This is a genomic window from Ralstonia nicotianae (assembly GCF_018243235.1).
Lineage (GTDB): Bacteria > Pseudomonadota > Gammaproteobacteria > Burkholderiales > Burkholderiaceae > Ralstonia > Ralstonia nicotianae.
The window spans coordinates 1,881,629-1,896,932 of record NZ_CP046674.1; the positions used below are offsets into that span (position 1 = coordinate 1,881,629).

Annotated in this window: 2 protein-coding genes; one reads left to right on the plus strand and one right to left on the minus strand. The window is 73.1% G+C overall.

All coding sequences use genetic code 11. The features are described from left to right. Nucleotides 1-53 precede the first annotated feature (53 nt). Entirely contained in the window at nt 54-12,860 is a 12,807-nt protein-coding gene (locus tag GO999_RS08670) for a non-ribosomal peptide synthetase/type I polyketide synthase (RefSeq protein ID WP_211906129.1), read from the minus strand. Nucleotides 12,861-13,133: 273 nt separating this feature from the next. Between GO999_RS08670 and GO999_RS08675 the strand changes: the two genes are divergently transcribed. Continuing rightward, nucleotides 13,134-15,209 (plus strand): TonB-dependent receptor, encoded by a 2,076-nt coding sequence (locus GO999_RS08675; RefSeq protein ID WP_211906130.1) that lies wholly within the window; start codon nt 13,134-13,136, stop codon nt 15,207-15,209. Nucleotides 15,210-15,304 lie beyond the last annotated feature (95 nt).

Below are 15,304 nucleotides of genomic sequence, written 5' to 3' on the forward strand. Positions count from 1 at the left end.
GCTGCGCGGCGGAGCACCGGGGCCCCGCCGCGCCGGCACGCGGGCCGGGGTCTCTACACCTGGGATTGCTGGCTGCGCTTGCGGCGGCGGTCATTGCCGAGCCGGTGGCGGCGGTGCGGCGCGCGCCCGGTCTCCATACCGCGCGCGCCATCCTGCGCGTGTGCCGCGACCGCGCCGAGGCCACGCAGGTGCGCCGCCAGCGCGGCGATGCTGGTGTGCGTGAACACGTCGGTGACCGGGATCGGCAGCTTCAGCGCCGCCATCAGCTGCTGCCGCAGCCGGATCAGATCGAGCGAGGTGGCGCCCAGCTCGAAGAAGTTGACCTGCACCGGCAGCTCGCCGCGGCCGGTCAGCGCGCCCAGCATGCCGCGCACCGTCGCCAGGATCGCATCGTCGACGGCAAGCGCGGGCCCGGCATCCGCCTGGGGGGCGGCCTGCGCGGCGGACGCCGCCGGAGCGGCCACCGGCCAGCGGCTGGCGGGCAGGTCGCCACGGACCGGCCGTTGCCATGCCTCGGGTTGCTCCGCCAGGCGCAGCAGCAGGTCGCGGTAGGCACGGAACATGTCGTCGAGCAGGCCATCGGGGAAGAGCGCGTCGACCGCGTCCCAGTTGTAGACCAGCGCACCGTTGCGCTCGACCACTTGCTGGTCGATCCACACTTGCGGCGTCTGGCTGACGCCGTAGACGAAGTGGCCGAGCCAGTCCATCTCCGAGTCGCCGTCGCCCGCCACGCCCAGCCCGCTGGTGAACACCACCGGCATCGCCACCGGATCGAGGCGGCGGTTGCGGCGCGCGGCCTCCCGCAGCACGCGCACGGCCGACACCTGCATGTGTTCGAGGTCGGCCCAGATCTGCCGCTGCATGGCCAGCGCCCGCTGCGCGAAGCCGAGCGCGGCGGTGCCGTCGAAGGCGAGCAGCACCAGGGAGGTGAAATCGCCGACCAGCGCGTCGATCTGCGGGTGGACCGCGGGCCGGTTGAACAGGGTCAGGTTCAGCGTGAAGCGCGGTGTCGCGCACCAGTTGGCCAGCACCTCGCCATAGGCCGCGAGCAGCAGCGCGTTGACGGTGACGCCCGCCTGCGCGGCATGGCGCTGGAGCGCCTGCCATTGCGCCGGGGGCAGGCTGGCCTCGCGCCGGGCGAAGTGCGGCGGCGACACCGCATCCGCCGCATGCCGGTCCCGGGGCAGCGCGGGCGCGGGCGGCAGCGTGCCGAGCTTGTCATGCCAGTAGCGCAGCGAGCGCTGGTACGACGGCCGCAGCGCGAGCTGCTCGGTCAGCAGCACGTAGTCGCGGAACGTGGCGGACAGCGGCGGCAGCACGGTGCCGGGCTCCCGCGCGAGCCGCGACCACTCGGCCAGCAGCGTGCGCATGGAGCGCCCGTCGCAGACCAGGTTGTCCAGGCTGATGAAGAGCCGGATGCGCGTGTCGCTCATCCGCGCGGCGCGGACGGTGAACAGCGGCCAGCCCGTGGTGTCGGGGGCTTCGTGCGAGAGCTCCAGTCGCACGATTTCGAGCCACTCGGAGACCTCGGCCGCGCCGCAGCCGCGCAGATCCTGGCAGGCGATGCGGTAGTCGGGCACCTCGGGCAGCACGCGCTGCATGCCGTTCGGATCGATCACGGCGCGCAGCATGTCGTGCCGGTCGATCACCTGCTGCCAGGCGCGTTCGAGCCGTGCCATCGGCACATCGTCGACTTCGATTTCGGCATACAGGTGGGTCGAAACGCCGCCCAGCTCGAAGCTTGCGTCGCGGCCGATCCAGTAGGCCTGCTGCACGTCCGTCAGCGGGAACGGCGCGTGGCGGTTGGCGGGGTCGGCCTCCAGCGCCGGCAGCGGGTCGTCGTACGGCGCGGCTTGCGCGACCCGGCCGGCGAAGGCGCCGAGGGTGGGCGCCTCGAACAGGTCGGGCAATGCGACATGGGCATGCAGGCCATGGCGCACGCGCTCGATCAGCCGCACGGCGATCAGGCTGTCGCCGCCGAGATCGAAGAAGTCGTCGTCGGCGACGAGGTCGGTGACGCCCAGCAGCTCCCGCCAGATGCCGGCCAGGTCGTCCGAGACCGGCGGCGCGCCGGCCCCGCGTGGGCGCCCACGGCGTGGAGCGGCGCCGGCCTCGGGGCGCGGCAGCTGCGCGCGCACGACCTTGCCGGTGACGGACAGGGGCAGGGCGTCGAGCCGCAGGATGGTCTGCGGCACCATGTAGGCGGGCAGCAGCGAGGCCAGGTGCTCGATCAGCCGGCGCGGCGAGAAGCGCGCCACGCGATCGGCCTGGCGCGCGGCCAGGAGGTGCATGCCCGAAGTGTGCGCGGCCTCCGCCGGGTCGATGCCCAGCGCCGCGGCGGCGGCAAAGCGTGCCGCGCTGAAGGCCTCGCACCATGCCGGCGCGCCCAGCAGCGCGTCGCCGCTGGCGTGCCGGCTGTCGTTGAACTGCGTGTAGCCGCTTTCCAGCAGTGCCACGGTGGCCAGCTGGAACGTGCTGTTGCGGGTGATTTCCGGTGCCAGCAGCATGCCGCCCGGGCCCAGCAGCGCGCGCACGCGATCGAGCAGCGCGGGGATGTTCCGGCTGCGGTGCAGCGCGTTGAAGGCCACCACCACGTCGAATGCGTATTCCGGCAGGCCTTGCGCGGTGGCGGGCTGTTCGGGGTCGAAGACGCGGAAGGCGACGGTGTGCGGCGGCTCGGGGTCCGGCGCCGCGTGCTCGCGTTCGGCCTGTTCGATCAGCGCGCGGGCCGGGTCGGACAGCGTGTAGTCCAGTGCGCAGTCATCCAGCAGCGCGAGCAGCTCGCGCGCCGCCGCGCCGCTGCGCGCGCCGATCTCCAGGATGCGGGGCGGCCGGCCGAGCCGTTGCGCGGCACAGCGGATGGCTTCGGCCAGCGCGCCCAGCGCGACGCCGGACAGCGGGTTCATGCGCGTCATGTGTTCCGGCGCCAGCGTGCTGTCGGCGCCGTAGAACAGTTCCAGCGCGCTAGCCTCGCCGCGCAGCACGGCCAGGCGCTGTGCGGCGCCGGCGCGCAAGCGCAGCAGGGCGCCGCGCGGCAGGCCGAAGCGTTCGGCGGCGGGCAGCAACTGGGGCCAGTCGGCGGCGCTCTCCGGTGCGTCGTCGGCACCGGCGGCATCGAGCGTATCGAGCCAGCGCCGGACAAGCGGGGCGAATGCCGGTGCGGGGCGCACGGCCTGCAGCACGGCCTCGGCATCGGGCAGCGCCTGTGCCGCATCGAGGCCGGCGGCGTGCAGGGTGTCGAGCATCATGCGCCGGCCGGCGCGGTCCATCAGCGACCAGAACCGCGCCAGCGATGCGGCGTCGCACGGCGCGCCGGGCAGGGCGCCCGAGCGCGCGCGGTCGAACACGGCCTGTGCCGCCGTGGTGATGGCGGACCAGTGGGCACGGTGCTCGCCGGCATCGCCCTCCAGTGTCTCGAACAGGCTCGCGTCGCCCGGCTTCGGCACCACCCATGCGGCCAGGCGCTTGTTGCCGCGCGCCGGGCCGATGGCGTCGACCACGGCATCGCGCAGGCCTGCGTGGCGCAGCAGGGCGCTTTCGATTTCGCCCAGCTCGATCCGGTTGCCGGCGATCTTGACCTGGAAGTCGCGCCGCCCGAGGAACTCGAGCGTGCCGTCGGGCCAGTAGCGCGCCAGGTCGCCGGTGCGGTACAGGCGCTCGCCGTCGAGCGGATGGTGGAAGAAGCTCGCGGCCGTGCGCTCGGGATCGTTCTCGTAGCCGAGCGCCAGGCCGATGCCGCCGATGCAGAGATCGCCGGTGACGTGGTCGGGGCAGTCGCGCAGGTGCGTGTCGAGCACGCGGTAGCGCTGGTTGCCGAGCGGGTAGCCGTAGGGGATGGAGTGCCAGTGGGCCGGCACCTCATCGACCCGGAACCAGTTCGACCAGATCGACGCTTCGGTGGCGCCGCCCATGGCGATCAGGCGCGCGGCCGGCGCGAGGGCGCGCAGGCGGGCCGGCAGGTGCAGGGGGATCCAGTCGCCGCTCAGGAAGACGTGGCCGATGCCGGGCAGCGTCTGGCCGGCGGCTTCGGCCTCGTCGAGCAGCAGTTCGAGCAGCGCCGGCACCGAGTTCCACACGGTCACGCCATGGCGCGTGGCCAAGGCCAGCCAGTGCGCCGGATCGCGCACGCCGCCGGGCTGCGGCAGCACCAGCGTGCCGCCCGCCGCGAAGCTGCCGAAGAGATCGTAGACCGACAGGTCGAAGTACAGCGCCGACAGGCCCAGCACACGATCGCCCGCGGTGATGCCGAAGCGGCGGTTGATGTCGAGCACCGTGTTGACCGCGCCGCGGTGGTCGATCAGCACGCCTTTGGGCGTGCCGGTCGAGCCGGAGGTGTAGATCACGTAGGCGGGGTCGAGCGGATCGTGCGCGACGGTGGGCGGGGCGTCCGGCCAGCCGGCGACCGCGTCGTGCGAGGCATCGATGACGCGCACGTCGAGCGCCTGCGTCAGCTCGCGCACGATCGGCAGGCAGTCGGCCTGCGTCAGCGCGACGCGGATGCGGCTGCCTTGCAGGATGGCGTGCAGGCGCGCGGCCGGGGTCTGCGCATCGACCGGCACATAGGCGCCGCCCGCGGCCTGGATGCCCAGGCAGGCGGCGACCTGCTCCGCGCCCTTGCGCATCACCACCGCCACGCGGTCACCGCGCTGCACGCCGGCCTGCGCGAGGCCGTTGGCGAGGCGGCGGGACCAGCCGGCCAGTTGTGCGTAGGTCCAGGTGAGGTCGTTGGCGATCAGGGCCGGCGCCTGCGGCTGGCGCGCTGCCTGATCGAAGAACAGCTGGTCGAGGCAGCGCTCGGGCAGCGGCGCCGTGCTGGCATTGACGCGCGCGCGCACCTCGCGCTGGGCTTGCGGCAGCAGGGCGGGCAGCGGCTCGAGCCAGGCATCGGCGTCGGCGGCGAGGCGTTCGAGCATCCGGTTGTAGGCGTCGAACATGGCGTCGAGCACGCCGGGCTGGAACAGCGCGTCGACCGCATCCCAGTTGTAGATCAGCGCGCCGTCGAGCTCGCAGGCCTGGTGGTCCAGCCACACCTGCGGGGTCTGGCTGATGCCGTAGCCGACGGTGCCCAGCACGCTTGCGCGCGCGGCGCCCTTGGTGGGGTCGCTCATGCCGAGCTGGCTGGTGAACACCACCGGCATGGACACCGCATCCTGCCGTTCGCGGCCGCGGTTCCATTCGCGCAGCACGTCCACGGCGCTGAAGGCGCGGTGCTGCAGGTGCTCGAGCACGGCCCCGTTGACGGCGGCGGCGCGCTGGCCGAAGGGCAGGGGCGCGGCGCAGTCCAGCGGCAGCAGCGTGACCGCGGTGAAATCGCCGAGCAGGCGCGGCACGTCGGCGTGCCACGGCAAGCGGTCGAAGGTGGTGAGGTTGAGCGTGAACCGCGGCTCGGTGCTCCAGGCCGACAGGACTTCGGCAAACACCGCGATCAGCAGCGAAGCCGGCGTGCAGCCCGATGCCGCGGCCCGGTCGCGCAGGCTTTGCCACTGCGGCGCGCTCAGGCGATGCTGGCGCCGCGAGAATCGCAGGGCGGCGCGGTGCAGCGCCTCGGCACGCAGGGGCAGTTGCGGCGCGGGGGGCAGGGTCTCGAGCTGGCCGAGCCAGTAGGCCTTTGCCGATTCGCGCGCGGCGCGGCGCGCTTCGCTGTGCACGTACTTCGCCAGCACGTAGTCGCGAAAGCTGATCTCGAACGGCGCCAGGCCGGCCCGTTCGAGGTCGCCGCCGGCGCGGTACAGCGCGGCGAGCTCGTCCCAGATGATCTGGCCGCTGGTGGCGTCGTTGATCAGCATGTCGATGCCGATGTGCAGGCGCGTGGCCCCGCCCGGCAGGTGCGTGGCGCGCACGTCGAACATCGGCCATTGCGCGGCATCGAGCACCTGGTGCGACATGGCCTGGCGCCAGTCGTCGCAGTGCGCGGCCAGGGCCTGCGGCGTGGCCGCGCCCAGGTTTGCCACGCGGATGCGGTAGGCCGGCACCCGCGGCAGGATGCGCTGCTGCCCGCTCTCGTCGATCACCAGGCGCAGCGCGCCGTGGCGCGCGACCAGCGCATTCCAGCAGCGTTCGAGCAGGCCGAGGTCGAGGCCGTCGGCGGCATCCGCCTCGAGGTAGGCGTGGCAGGCCACGCCGCCCAGCGCGTAGTGGCCCTGGCGTCCGATCCAGTAGGCGTGCTGCAGCTCGGTCAGCGGGAAGGGCAGATGCGCGTGGTCCGGCGCATGCACGATGGGCTCGGCTGCCGCCGGTGCGGGCACGGCGCCCTGGGGGGCGTGCTCCAGCCGTTCCAGCAGGTAGCTCGCCAGCCCGCCCGGCGTGTTGCGCTCGAAGATCGCCTTCAGCTCGCATTTGACGCCGAGGCCCGATTCGCAGCGGCGCGAGAAGTCCATCACGAGGATGGAGTCCATGCCGAGCTTGAGCAGCTCGATGTCCGGCGTGAGCTGCGACGGCGCGACGCGCAGCGTGCGCGCCAGCTCGGCGATGACGAATGCGCGCACGGCGTCGGCCCGGGCGCCGCTGTCCAGCGCGATGAGCGCGCTGGGGGCGGCGGCGGCGTGCGTGGCGGTGTCCGTCCGGCAGCGCTCGAAGGTGCCGATCGGGTTGTAGAGCGCGAACAGGGGAATGAACTGCTGCCAGTCGACCTCGGCGACCACGCAGGTGCCGTCGGCGGGCAGGCCATCCGCGTGCTCGGCGTGGCCCAGCAGGTGGTCGAGCGTGGCCAGGTAGCGGCTCGGCGCCAGGCGGCGGATGCCGGCGGCGCGCAGCAGCTGCAGGAGCGCGTCGTCCACTTCGGACATGCCGGCGCCGCCGCCCCACGGCCCCCAGGCGACAGCCAGCGCGGGCAGCCCCTGCGCGCGGCGCAGGCGCACCAGGGCGTCCTGGAAGGCATTGGCCGCACCGTACGGGATCTGCAGGCGCGAGCCCCAGACGCCCGAGATCGACGTAAAGCAGACGAACCAGTCGAGGCGGCGCGCGCGGGTCTGTTCGTGCAGCAGCCAGGCGCCGGTCATCTTGGCGCCGGTGACCGCCGCGCAGTCGTCCGGCGTGAGGCCGGCGAGATCGTTGAAGCGGCTGGTGCCCGCGCAGTGGAAAACGCCCGCCAGCGTGCGGCCGGTGGTGGCCTCCAGCGCGGCCACGGCGTCGAACAGGCGCTCGACATCGGCGGCCTCGGCCAGGTCGGCGTCGACAGGGTCGATGCGCACGCCCTGCGCGCGCAGCAGCGCGAGGCGCGCTTGCCAGCCGGCCGGCGGGGCGCGGCGGCCGGCCAGTACGAGGTGCGTGGCGCCGTGCGCGGCCAGCCAGTCGGTGGTGTGGCGGCCGAGCGCGCCGTAAGCGCCGGCGACGAGGTAAAGGCCGTCCGCCCGCAGCGTGACGCACGGGGCGCGCTCGGGCGCGGCTTGCGGCGTGAGGCGCGGGCGCAGCCAGCCGCCGGCCCGCAGTGCCACGGCCTCCTCCTTGCCGAACAGCGGCAGCAGCGCGGGCAGCGCATCGGCAAGGGTCTCCAGCGGCGACTCGCCGGCGCAATCGGCCAGCAGCCACGCAGGGCCCGGGTATTCCAGCGACAGCGGGCGCGCGGCGCCCCACAGGGCGGCCTGCAGCGGGTCGCATGGCGCGCCGTCCGGGCTCTGCCCGTGCAGGGTCGGCAGCAGGATGCGCGGCGTCTTGCGCAAGCGCTGCAGCGTCCGCACGCATTCCGTCAGTTGCCAGACGTGCCGCGATCCGGCCACCGCTGCCGCATCGCTGGCGCGCGCCGGCCAGCCCGCGAGGGAGATCACGACGTCGTCATCGGCGATGCGGTCGGCGGCATCGGCCCACTGCGCGGGAGACAGCACGTGCACATCGCGCGCGGGCCCGGACAGCCGCGCGGCCAGGCGCCCGGCGTCGGCGGGCCCGGCATCGGCGGCAGCGGCGGCAACGATCCAGTAGGTGGATGCGTGCCCGTCACCGGCCGACGGCGCGAAGGGCTCCCATTGCACCGCATAGCGCTCGACCGGGCGCGGCGCCGCGCGCTCGGGCTGGGGCTGCATCGGCAGCGGCGTGCGCGGCGCGTCTTCGTCGTATTCGAGCCAATGGCTCTGGCGGTCGAACGGATAGCGCGGCAGCGCGCGCGGTGAGGGCAGCGGGCCGGCGAACAGGCGGTCCCAGTCGAAGGGTTGCCCGCGCAGGTAGAGCTCGGCGCAGGCTTGCGCAACCGCGCGGCTGTCGTCGGTGCCGCGCCGCAGGCTGGCCACGCAGGCGACCGGGTGCGGCCACGGCTGCGCCAGCTGGTTGCGCTGGGCCAGCGCGCTGAGCACGGCGTGCGCGCCGATCTCGAGCAGGACATCGCAGTCCGCGCCGGCGCGTGCCAGTGCTTCGGCAAAGCGCACGGGCTGGCGGGCGTGGGCGCTCCAGTAGGCGGCATCGGGCGCCGTGGCCATCGGCGCGCCGGTGAGGGTGGAGATGACCGGGATGCGGGGCGGCACCGACCGCGCATCGGCGCAGGCCTCGGCCCAGTCCTCCAGCATCGGTTCCAGAAGCGGTGAATGGAAGGCGTGCGAAACCGCCAGCGGGCGGGCATCCAGTTGCTGCGCGTCGAGCCGGGCACGGACGGCGTCGATGCCGGCGGCGCTGCCGGAGAACACCACGTCCTGCGGGCCATTGATGGCGGCGAGCGACACCTCGGCCGCGACGGCCGGCGCGAGCGCTGCCAGCAGGTCGTGGGCGTGCCGCGGCGTGGCGCGCGCGGCCAGCATGGCGCCGCCGGCGGGCAGCGCCTGCATGAGTGCGCCGCGGCGCACGATCAGGCGTGCGGCATCCTCCAGCGTCATCGCTCCGGCAACGACCATCGCCGCGAACTCGCCGATGGAGTGGCCGACCAGGACCGCGGGCACGACGCCCCAGGCCTGCCACATGGCGGCCAGCGCGTAGCCGCAGGCGAACAGCGCCGGCTGCGCATGGGCGGTCTGCTGCAGGGCATCGCGCTGCGCGTCGTCGTGCATCAGCGCAAGGATGGAGCGCCCCAGGTGCGGCGCGAGCGCGGCGTCGGCGGCATCGAGCGCGGCGCGGAAGTCCGGCTGCGCGGCGTACAGCGCGCGCGTCATGCCGGCGTACTGGGAACCCTGGCCGGTGAACAGGAAGCCGACGCGCGGCGCGCGCGTGACGGCCTCGGGCGCGGCGGCGTCCGGCGCGGCCAGGCGGTCCAGCGCGCGTGCGCATTCGTCGTGGTCCGATGCCACGACGGCGGCGCGCAAGGCGTGATGCTCGCGCTGGCGCGCCATGCCGTTGGCGAGCACGGCCAGGTCGGCCGTGCCGGCGAGGGTGTCGCGATAGGCGGCAGCCAGCCGGCGCAGCGCATCGGGGGAGCGGGCGGACAGCAGGAACAGGTGCGGCCCGCGCGTCGGTTCCGTGCCGGCTACCTGCGCCACCGGGGCCTGCGGTGCCTGCTCCAGGATCACATGCGCGATGGTGCCGGCGAAGCCGTACGACGTCACGCCGGCGCGGCGCACGGCCTGGCGCGCCGGCCAGTCGACCGTGTGCGCCGGCGCGCGGGCCGGAATCGCATCGAGATCGATCAGCGGGTTGATCCCCTTCAGCCCCACCAGCGGCGGGATGCGCGCCTGCTCCAGCGCCAGCACGGTCTTGACCAGTCCGGCCGCGCCGGCGGCGGATTCGAGGTGGCCGATATTGGTCTTGACCGAGCCGATCCACAGCGGGTCGTCCGGGGCGCGGCCGCCGAACACGTCGGCGACGGACTGGTATTCGATCGGGTCGCCCAGGCGCGTGCCGGTGCCGTGCAGCTCGATGTAATCGATCTCGGACGGCGCGAGCCCCGCGCGCGCCAGCGCGAGCGACAGCAAGCGCTGCTGCGCCTCGCCGTTCGGCGCGGACAGGCTGCTGCCGGCGCCGTCCTGCCGCACGAGCGTGTCGCGGATGACCGCGCGGATGGCGTCGCCGTCGGCCAGCGCATCGGACAGCCGCTTGAGCACCAGTACCACGCACCCCTCGCCGCGCACGTAGCCGTCGGCGCTCGCGTCGAGCGTCTTGCAGCGGCCGTCGGCGGCGAGCATGCCGGCCTTGTGCAGCACCCGATCGATCTCGGGCAGCAGCTGCAGCTTGACGCCGGCGCTCAGCGCCATGCCGCATTCGCGCGCGCGCAGGGCCTGCACGGCGAGGTGCAGGGCACTGTGCGAGGCCGAGCAGGCGGTGTCGACGGCCATCGACGGGCCCTCCCAGCCGAACGTGAACGACAGGCGCCCGCAGGCCGCGGCGAACGAGGTGCCGGTGCCCCAGTAGGCGTCGAAATGCGCGTCGTCTCCGCTGATGAAGGGGAGGTGTCCGTAGTCCGCGGTGCCGATGCCGACGAACACGCCCGAGTCGCTGCCGCGCAGGTCGCCGGGCGGTAGTCCGGCGTCTTCGAGCGCGTGCCATGCCACCTCGAGCAGCAGGCGCTGCTGCGGATCGGTGTTCATCGCTTCGCGCGGCGACATCCCGAAGAAGGCGGCGTCGAAGCGGTCCACCTGGTTGAGGTAGGCGCCGAACCCCGGTATGCCGGCCGGCGCGCGGAAGCGCTCGGCGGGCATCGGCCGGATGGCGCAGCCGGCGCCGTCGAGCAGGCGCCAGAAGGCGGCGTCGGTGTCGGCATCGCGCCCGCTTTCGCCGGGCAGGCGGAAGGCCATGCCGATGATCGCGATGGGGTCCTGGCCGTCGCCGTGCCGATGCGCGGCCGGGCGCGGCGCGGGCATGGCCCTGTCGCGGCCGCCGGGCGCGGGCGGCAGGTGCCGCGCCTGCTCCATGGCTTGCAGCAGCCAGCCGGCGAGGCCGGCGAGGCTCGGATGGTCGAACAGCAGGCTGTCGGGCAGCGCCAGGCCGCAGGCCGCCGCGGCAACGGCGGCTAGCCGCGTGGCCGACATCGAGTCGAGACCGTAGCCGAACAGGCTGGCCTCGGGCCGGATGGCACGCGCGGCCACGGTACCGAGCGCGGCCGCGGCCCGGGCGGCGAGCCATTGCACCAGGTGCTGCTGGCGCCGGGCGGCATCGAGCGGCGCCAGCGCGGCAAGCAGCGCCGCGTCGGCCGGCGCGGCCGCGGTCTCCTGCGCCGGTGTCGGCGGCACGGCGAGGTTGTCGATATCGTCCTGCCACAGCGTCTGCAGGGTGCCGGCCAGCCAGGCCTCGCGCACGGCCGCGCGCCGGACCTTGCCGCTGGTGGTGCGCGGCAGCGTGCCCTTGCGGATCAGCACGACGGCGTGGACGCCGAGCGCGTGCCCCTCGGCCACGGCCGCCCGCACGGCGGTGGCGATGTCGCGAGGGTCGATGCCCGCCTGCTTGCGCACTTCCTGCACGATGACCAGCCGTTCGCCGGCCTCGTCCTCCGCCTGGATCGAGAAGGCCGCGCCGCTCTCGGGAATGGCGGCCGCGTGCGCACGGCCACTGGTGGCTTCGATGTCGTTCGGATAATGGCACTGGCCGCGGAACAGCATCATGTCCTTGAGGCGGCCGGTCACGAACAGGTGGCCGCCGTGGAGAAAGCCCATGTCGCCGGTGCGCAGGTAGCGTCGGTCTTCGGCCCCGGGGGTCTCGGCCATGAAGATTTCGCGGTTCAGTTCGGCCTTGTTCCAGTAGCCGCCGGCGATGCAGGGGCCGCTGATCCAGATCTCGCCGACCGCGCCCTCGGGCAGCGTGGCGCACGTGCGCGGATCGACGATGCGGACATCCTGGTCGTCGAACTCGCGGCCGTTGCTGACGTAGCGGCGCCTGCCGGCGGCGGGCATGGGCGCGGCAGCCGGGTGCACCACGGCGCGCCCCTGTTCGAGCGGGGCCGTTTCGACGTCGATGCGGTGCGGCGGCGCATCGTCGACGTTGGCCGACACCAGCAGCGTCGCCTCGGCCAGCCCATAGGCCGGCCGGATCGCCTCGCGCCGCATGCCGTGAGCGGCGAAGGCGGCCTGGAACGCTTCGATCTGGCTGGGCAGCACCGGCTCCGCCGCGGGCATCAGGCATTGCACCGACGACAGGTCGATGCCGGCAAGGCGCGCCGGCGCGGCGCTCCGCGCTTCGTCGGCGCACAGGCGCAGCGCGAAGCTGGGGCAGGGCAGCGCGGTGGCACGCTCGGCGGTGGCGATCTCGAGCCAGCGCAGCGGGTCGGCGACGAAGGCCATCGGCGCCATGTAGACCGCGCGGTTGCCATAGGCCAGCGGCAGCAGGATCCCCATGATCAGCCCGAGATCGTGGAACAGCGGCAGCCAGCTGGCGACGGCGGTGTCTTCGGGGGCGCGGTCTTGCGGCCGGGTCAGGCGACCGAGGAACTGCAGGTTGCGCAGCAGCGCGCCATGCCGGTTCACCACGCCCTTCGGGCTGCCGGTGGAGCCGGAGGTGTATTGCAGGAAGGCGATCGACTCCGGCGTGAGCGCCGGCCGGACCCAGGCCGCCGCCTCGCCGCCCAGCGTGTCGAGGTGCAGGATATCGAGGCCATGTCCGGCCGCGAAATCGCGCAGGTCGTTGCCGGAGGCGTGTTCGATGGCGGTGTGGGTCAGGACCACCGAGGGCCGGCAGTCGCGCGTGATGTCCCCGAGCTTGGGCAGCACGCGCCGTACCCGCGACACGCCCGGCAGGTTGACCGGCACGCCGGTCACGCCCGCGTAGAAGCAGGCCAGCAGCGCCACCACGTAGTCGATGCCCGAAGGGAACAGGATCAGCGCGGTGGAGCCCGCCGCCCCGCGCTGCTGCAGGGCCGCGGCGCAGCGGCGCACGCGCTCGGACAGCGCGCCGTAGCCGAGCCGCAGGTCGTCCGCGCCGTGGCCGCAGAAGAAGAGCGCTTCGGCCAGCGGCCGCGCCCGCGCGTGATGCTCGATCCAGTCGACCAGCGTGGCGCGTTCGGTCAGTGCATGCGTCGTCATCGATCCCCCCAGCGATTCCATGGCAATAGGTCGGAAGCCGCGCTGGACGGGCCGCCACAGCGGGCCTGACCGCCCGGCCCGCGATGCGCGGGGGCGGGCGGGACGCACCATTGCGCGCGCTCCGAATGAGCCGATGACTATCTTGTAAATGAGAATTATTATCAATAAAAAGTGCGGGGCGCGACAGTTCCGGCATCGATCGCGGTAGTGGCCTCGGTCCCCCCCAACCAATAATGCGCAGGGTCAAAACAGACCAAAGAAGGGGATGTGGGTATGGGGGTGAGTACGTTGAGGGGCCTGCTGCTGGCGGGCAGCACGCTGGGCGCGGTGGGGGCGGCCGGCGCGCAGGACAGCGCCACGGCGGCCGAACCGGCGGACGTGGCGCAACTGGCGCCGGTGGTGGTGACGGGCACCAAGCTCGATGCCAGCGGGCAGACCGCCGACAGCGCCACGTCGGTGGCCAGCGGTGCGCGCCTGCAGGCGGCCGGGGTGGCGCGCACCGACGAACTGGGCAAGCTGTTTCCCGAGCTGACGGTCACGCCCCGCAGTTCGCGCGCGTACACGCTGTTCGGCATGCGCGGGACGCCGTCGTCCGACTTCTACAGCCCGGCGGTGACGGTCTACGTCGACGGCGTGCCGCAGGACATGGCCTACTTCACGCAGCCGCTGCCGGACGTCGAGCAGGTCGAGGTCCTGCGGGGGCCGCAGGGCACGCTGTATGGCCGCGCCGCGCAGGGCGGCGTGATCAACATCGTGACGAAGAAGCCGAACAACCGCTTCGGCGCCCAGGCGAGCGTCGACGTCAACAACCTGACGCGGCGCACCGATCTGTCGGTGCGCGGGCCGCTGGTCAAGGACCTCCTGTATGGCGACGTGTCCGCCTATTTCGACGACCGCCCGGGCACGCTGAAGAACCCGGCCACCGGTGCCGACCAGCTCGATTCCGGCCGCGAGGCCCTGGGCCGCGCACGGTTGCGCTGGACACCGCGGGACACCGACCTCGACGCCACGCTGTCGGTGAGCCACGACCGCTACCGCTCGCACGAAGAATACTTCCAGGCCTATGACCTGAAAGACCGGCACGCCATCGCGTCATCGCCGTTCGACCTGACCGAACCGTCGCTCACGCGCACTGTCACGCAGGCGGCGCTCAGCGTCGACTACTACCTGCGGGGTTGGAAGCTGTCGTCGGTCAGCGCCTACCAGGACCGCCGGCTCGAGCGCGTGCTGACCACCGGCAACGCCGATCCGGAAAACCAGAAGACCTTCTCGCAGGAACTGCGCGTCGCCACCTCCGGCGACGTCAAGCGCCCGGTGGATGGCGTGTTCGGCCTCTATTACGAGAAGCAGGCATTCGAGCGCGATCGGGGCATCGCGGTGCCTGGCGTGTCGGCGTTCCTGTTCCCCGGCCCGAGCCGCAGCGAGTCGAACCTGCGCTCGATGGCCGCCTTCGGCGAGGGCGTATGGCACGCCACCGAGCGCCTCGACCTGACGGCCGGGCTGCGCTACGGCATCGACAGCGCCGACATCCACTACAACCGCACCGGCGCGGCCGCGCTGTCCTTCGCCGGCGACAAGACGTTCCGCAGCCTGACCCCGAAAGTGTCGGTGGGCTACCAGGCCGCGCCCGGGTGGCGCGTGTACGGCCTGTACAGCGAAGGCTACAAGGCCGGGGGCTTCAACCGCATCGCCGACAACAGCGCCGGCAGCATTCCGTACAGCGCCGAGCGGCTGCGCAACGTCGAGGTCGGCTTCCAGGCCGATCTGCTCGGCAAGCGGCTGCGGCTGGACGGTGCGCTGTTCCACAGCCGCACCAGCAATCTGCAGGCGCAGGTCGTCTCGGGCCTGTTCCAGATGCTGAGCAACGTGGGCGATGCCCGCGCCACCGGCGTGGAGCTGAACGGCACCTGGCTGGCCACGCCGGACCTCACGCTGCGCGCCGGCGGCGCCTGGACCACCAGCAAGATCTACCGCTACAGCGCGCCGCAGGGCAACCTCGACCTGACCGGCAAGCGCGTGCCCTACGTGGTGCCGCTGAGCCTGCGCGCCTCGGGCGAATACCGCTTCCGTCCGCAAGGGATGCAGGGTCGGCTGCGATGGAATGTCGGCATGACCTACTCGGGCGACATGTGGTTCGACGCGGCCAACACCCTGCGCCAGCCGGCCTATGCCCTGCTCGACACCTCGCTGAGCTGGGACATCAACAAGCATCTGACGGTGGTCGGCTATGTCGACAACCTGACCGACCGCGCCGTGCGCACCTATGCGTTTGCGCTCGGCACGTTCGGCACCTTTGCCCAATACGGGCAGGGCCGCACGATCGGGCTGCGCCTTCAGGCCAGGCTGTGATGGTGCCGGCGCGGGCGGAGCACCGCGCGCGCCGCGCGAAAACCGGATCGACTCCAGCCACGCCGGACACGGGTGTCGCTGGGCATTGCATTGCA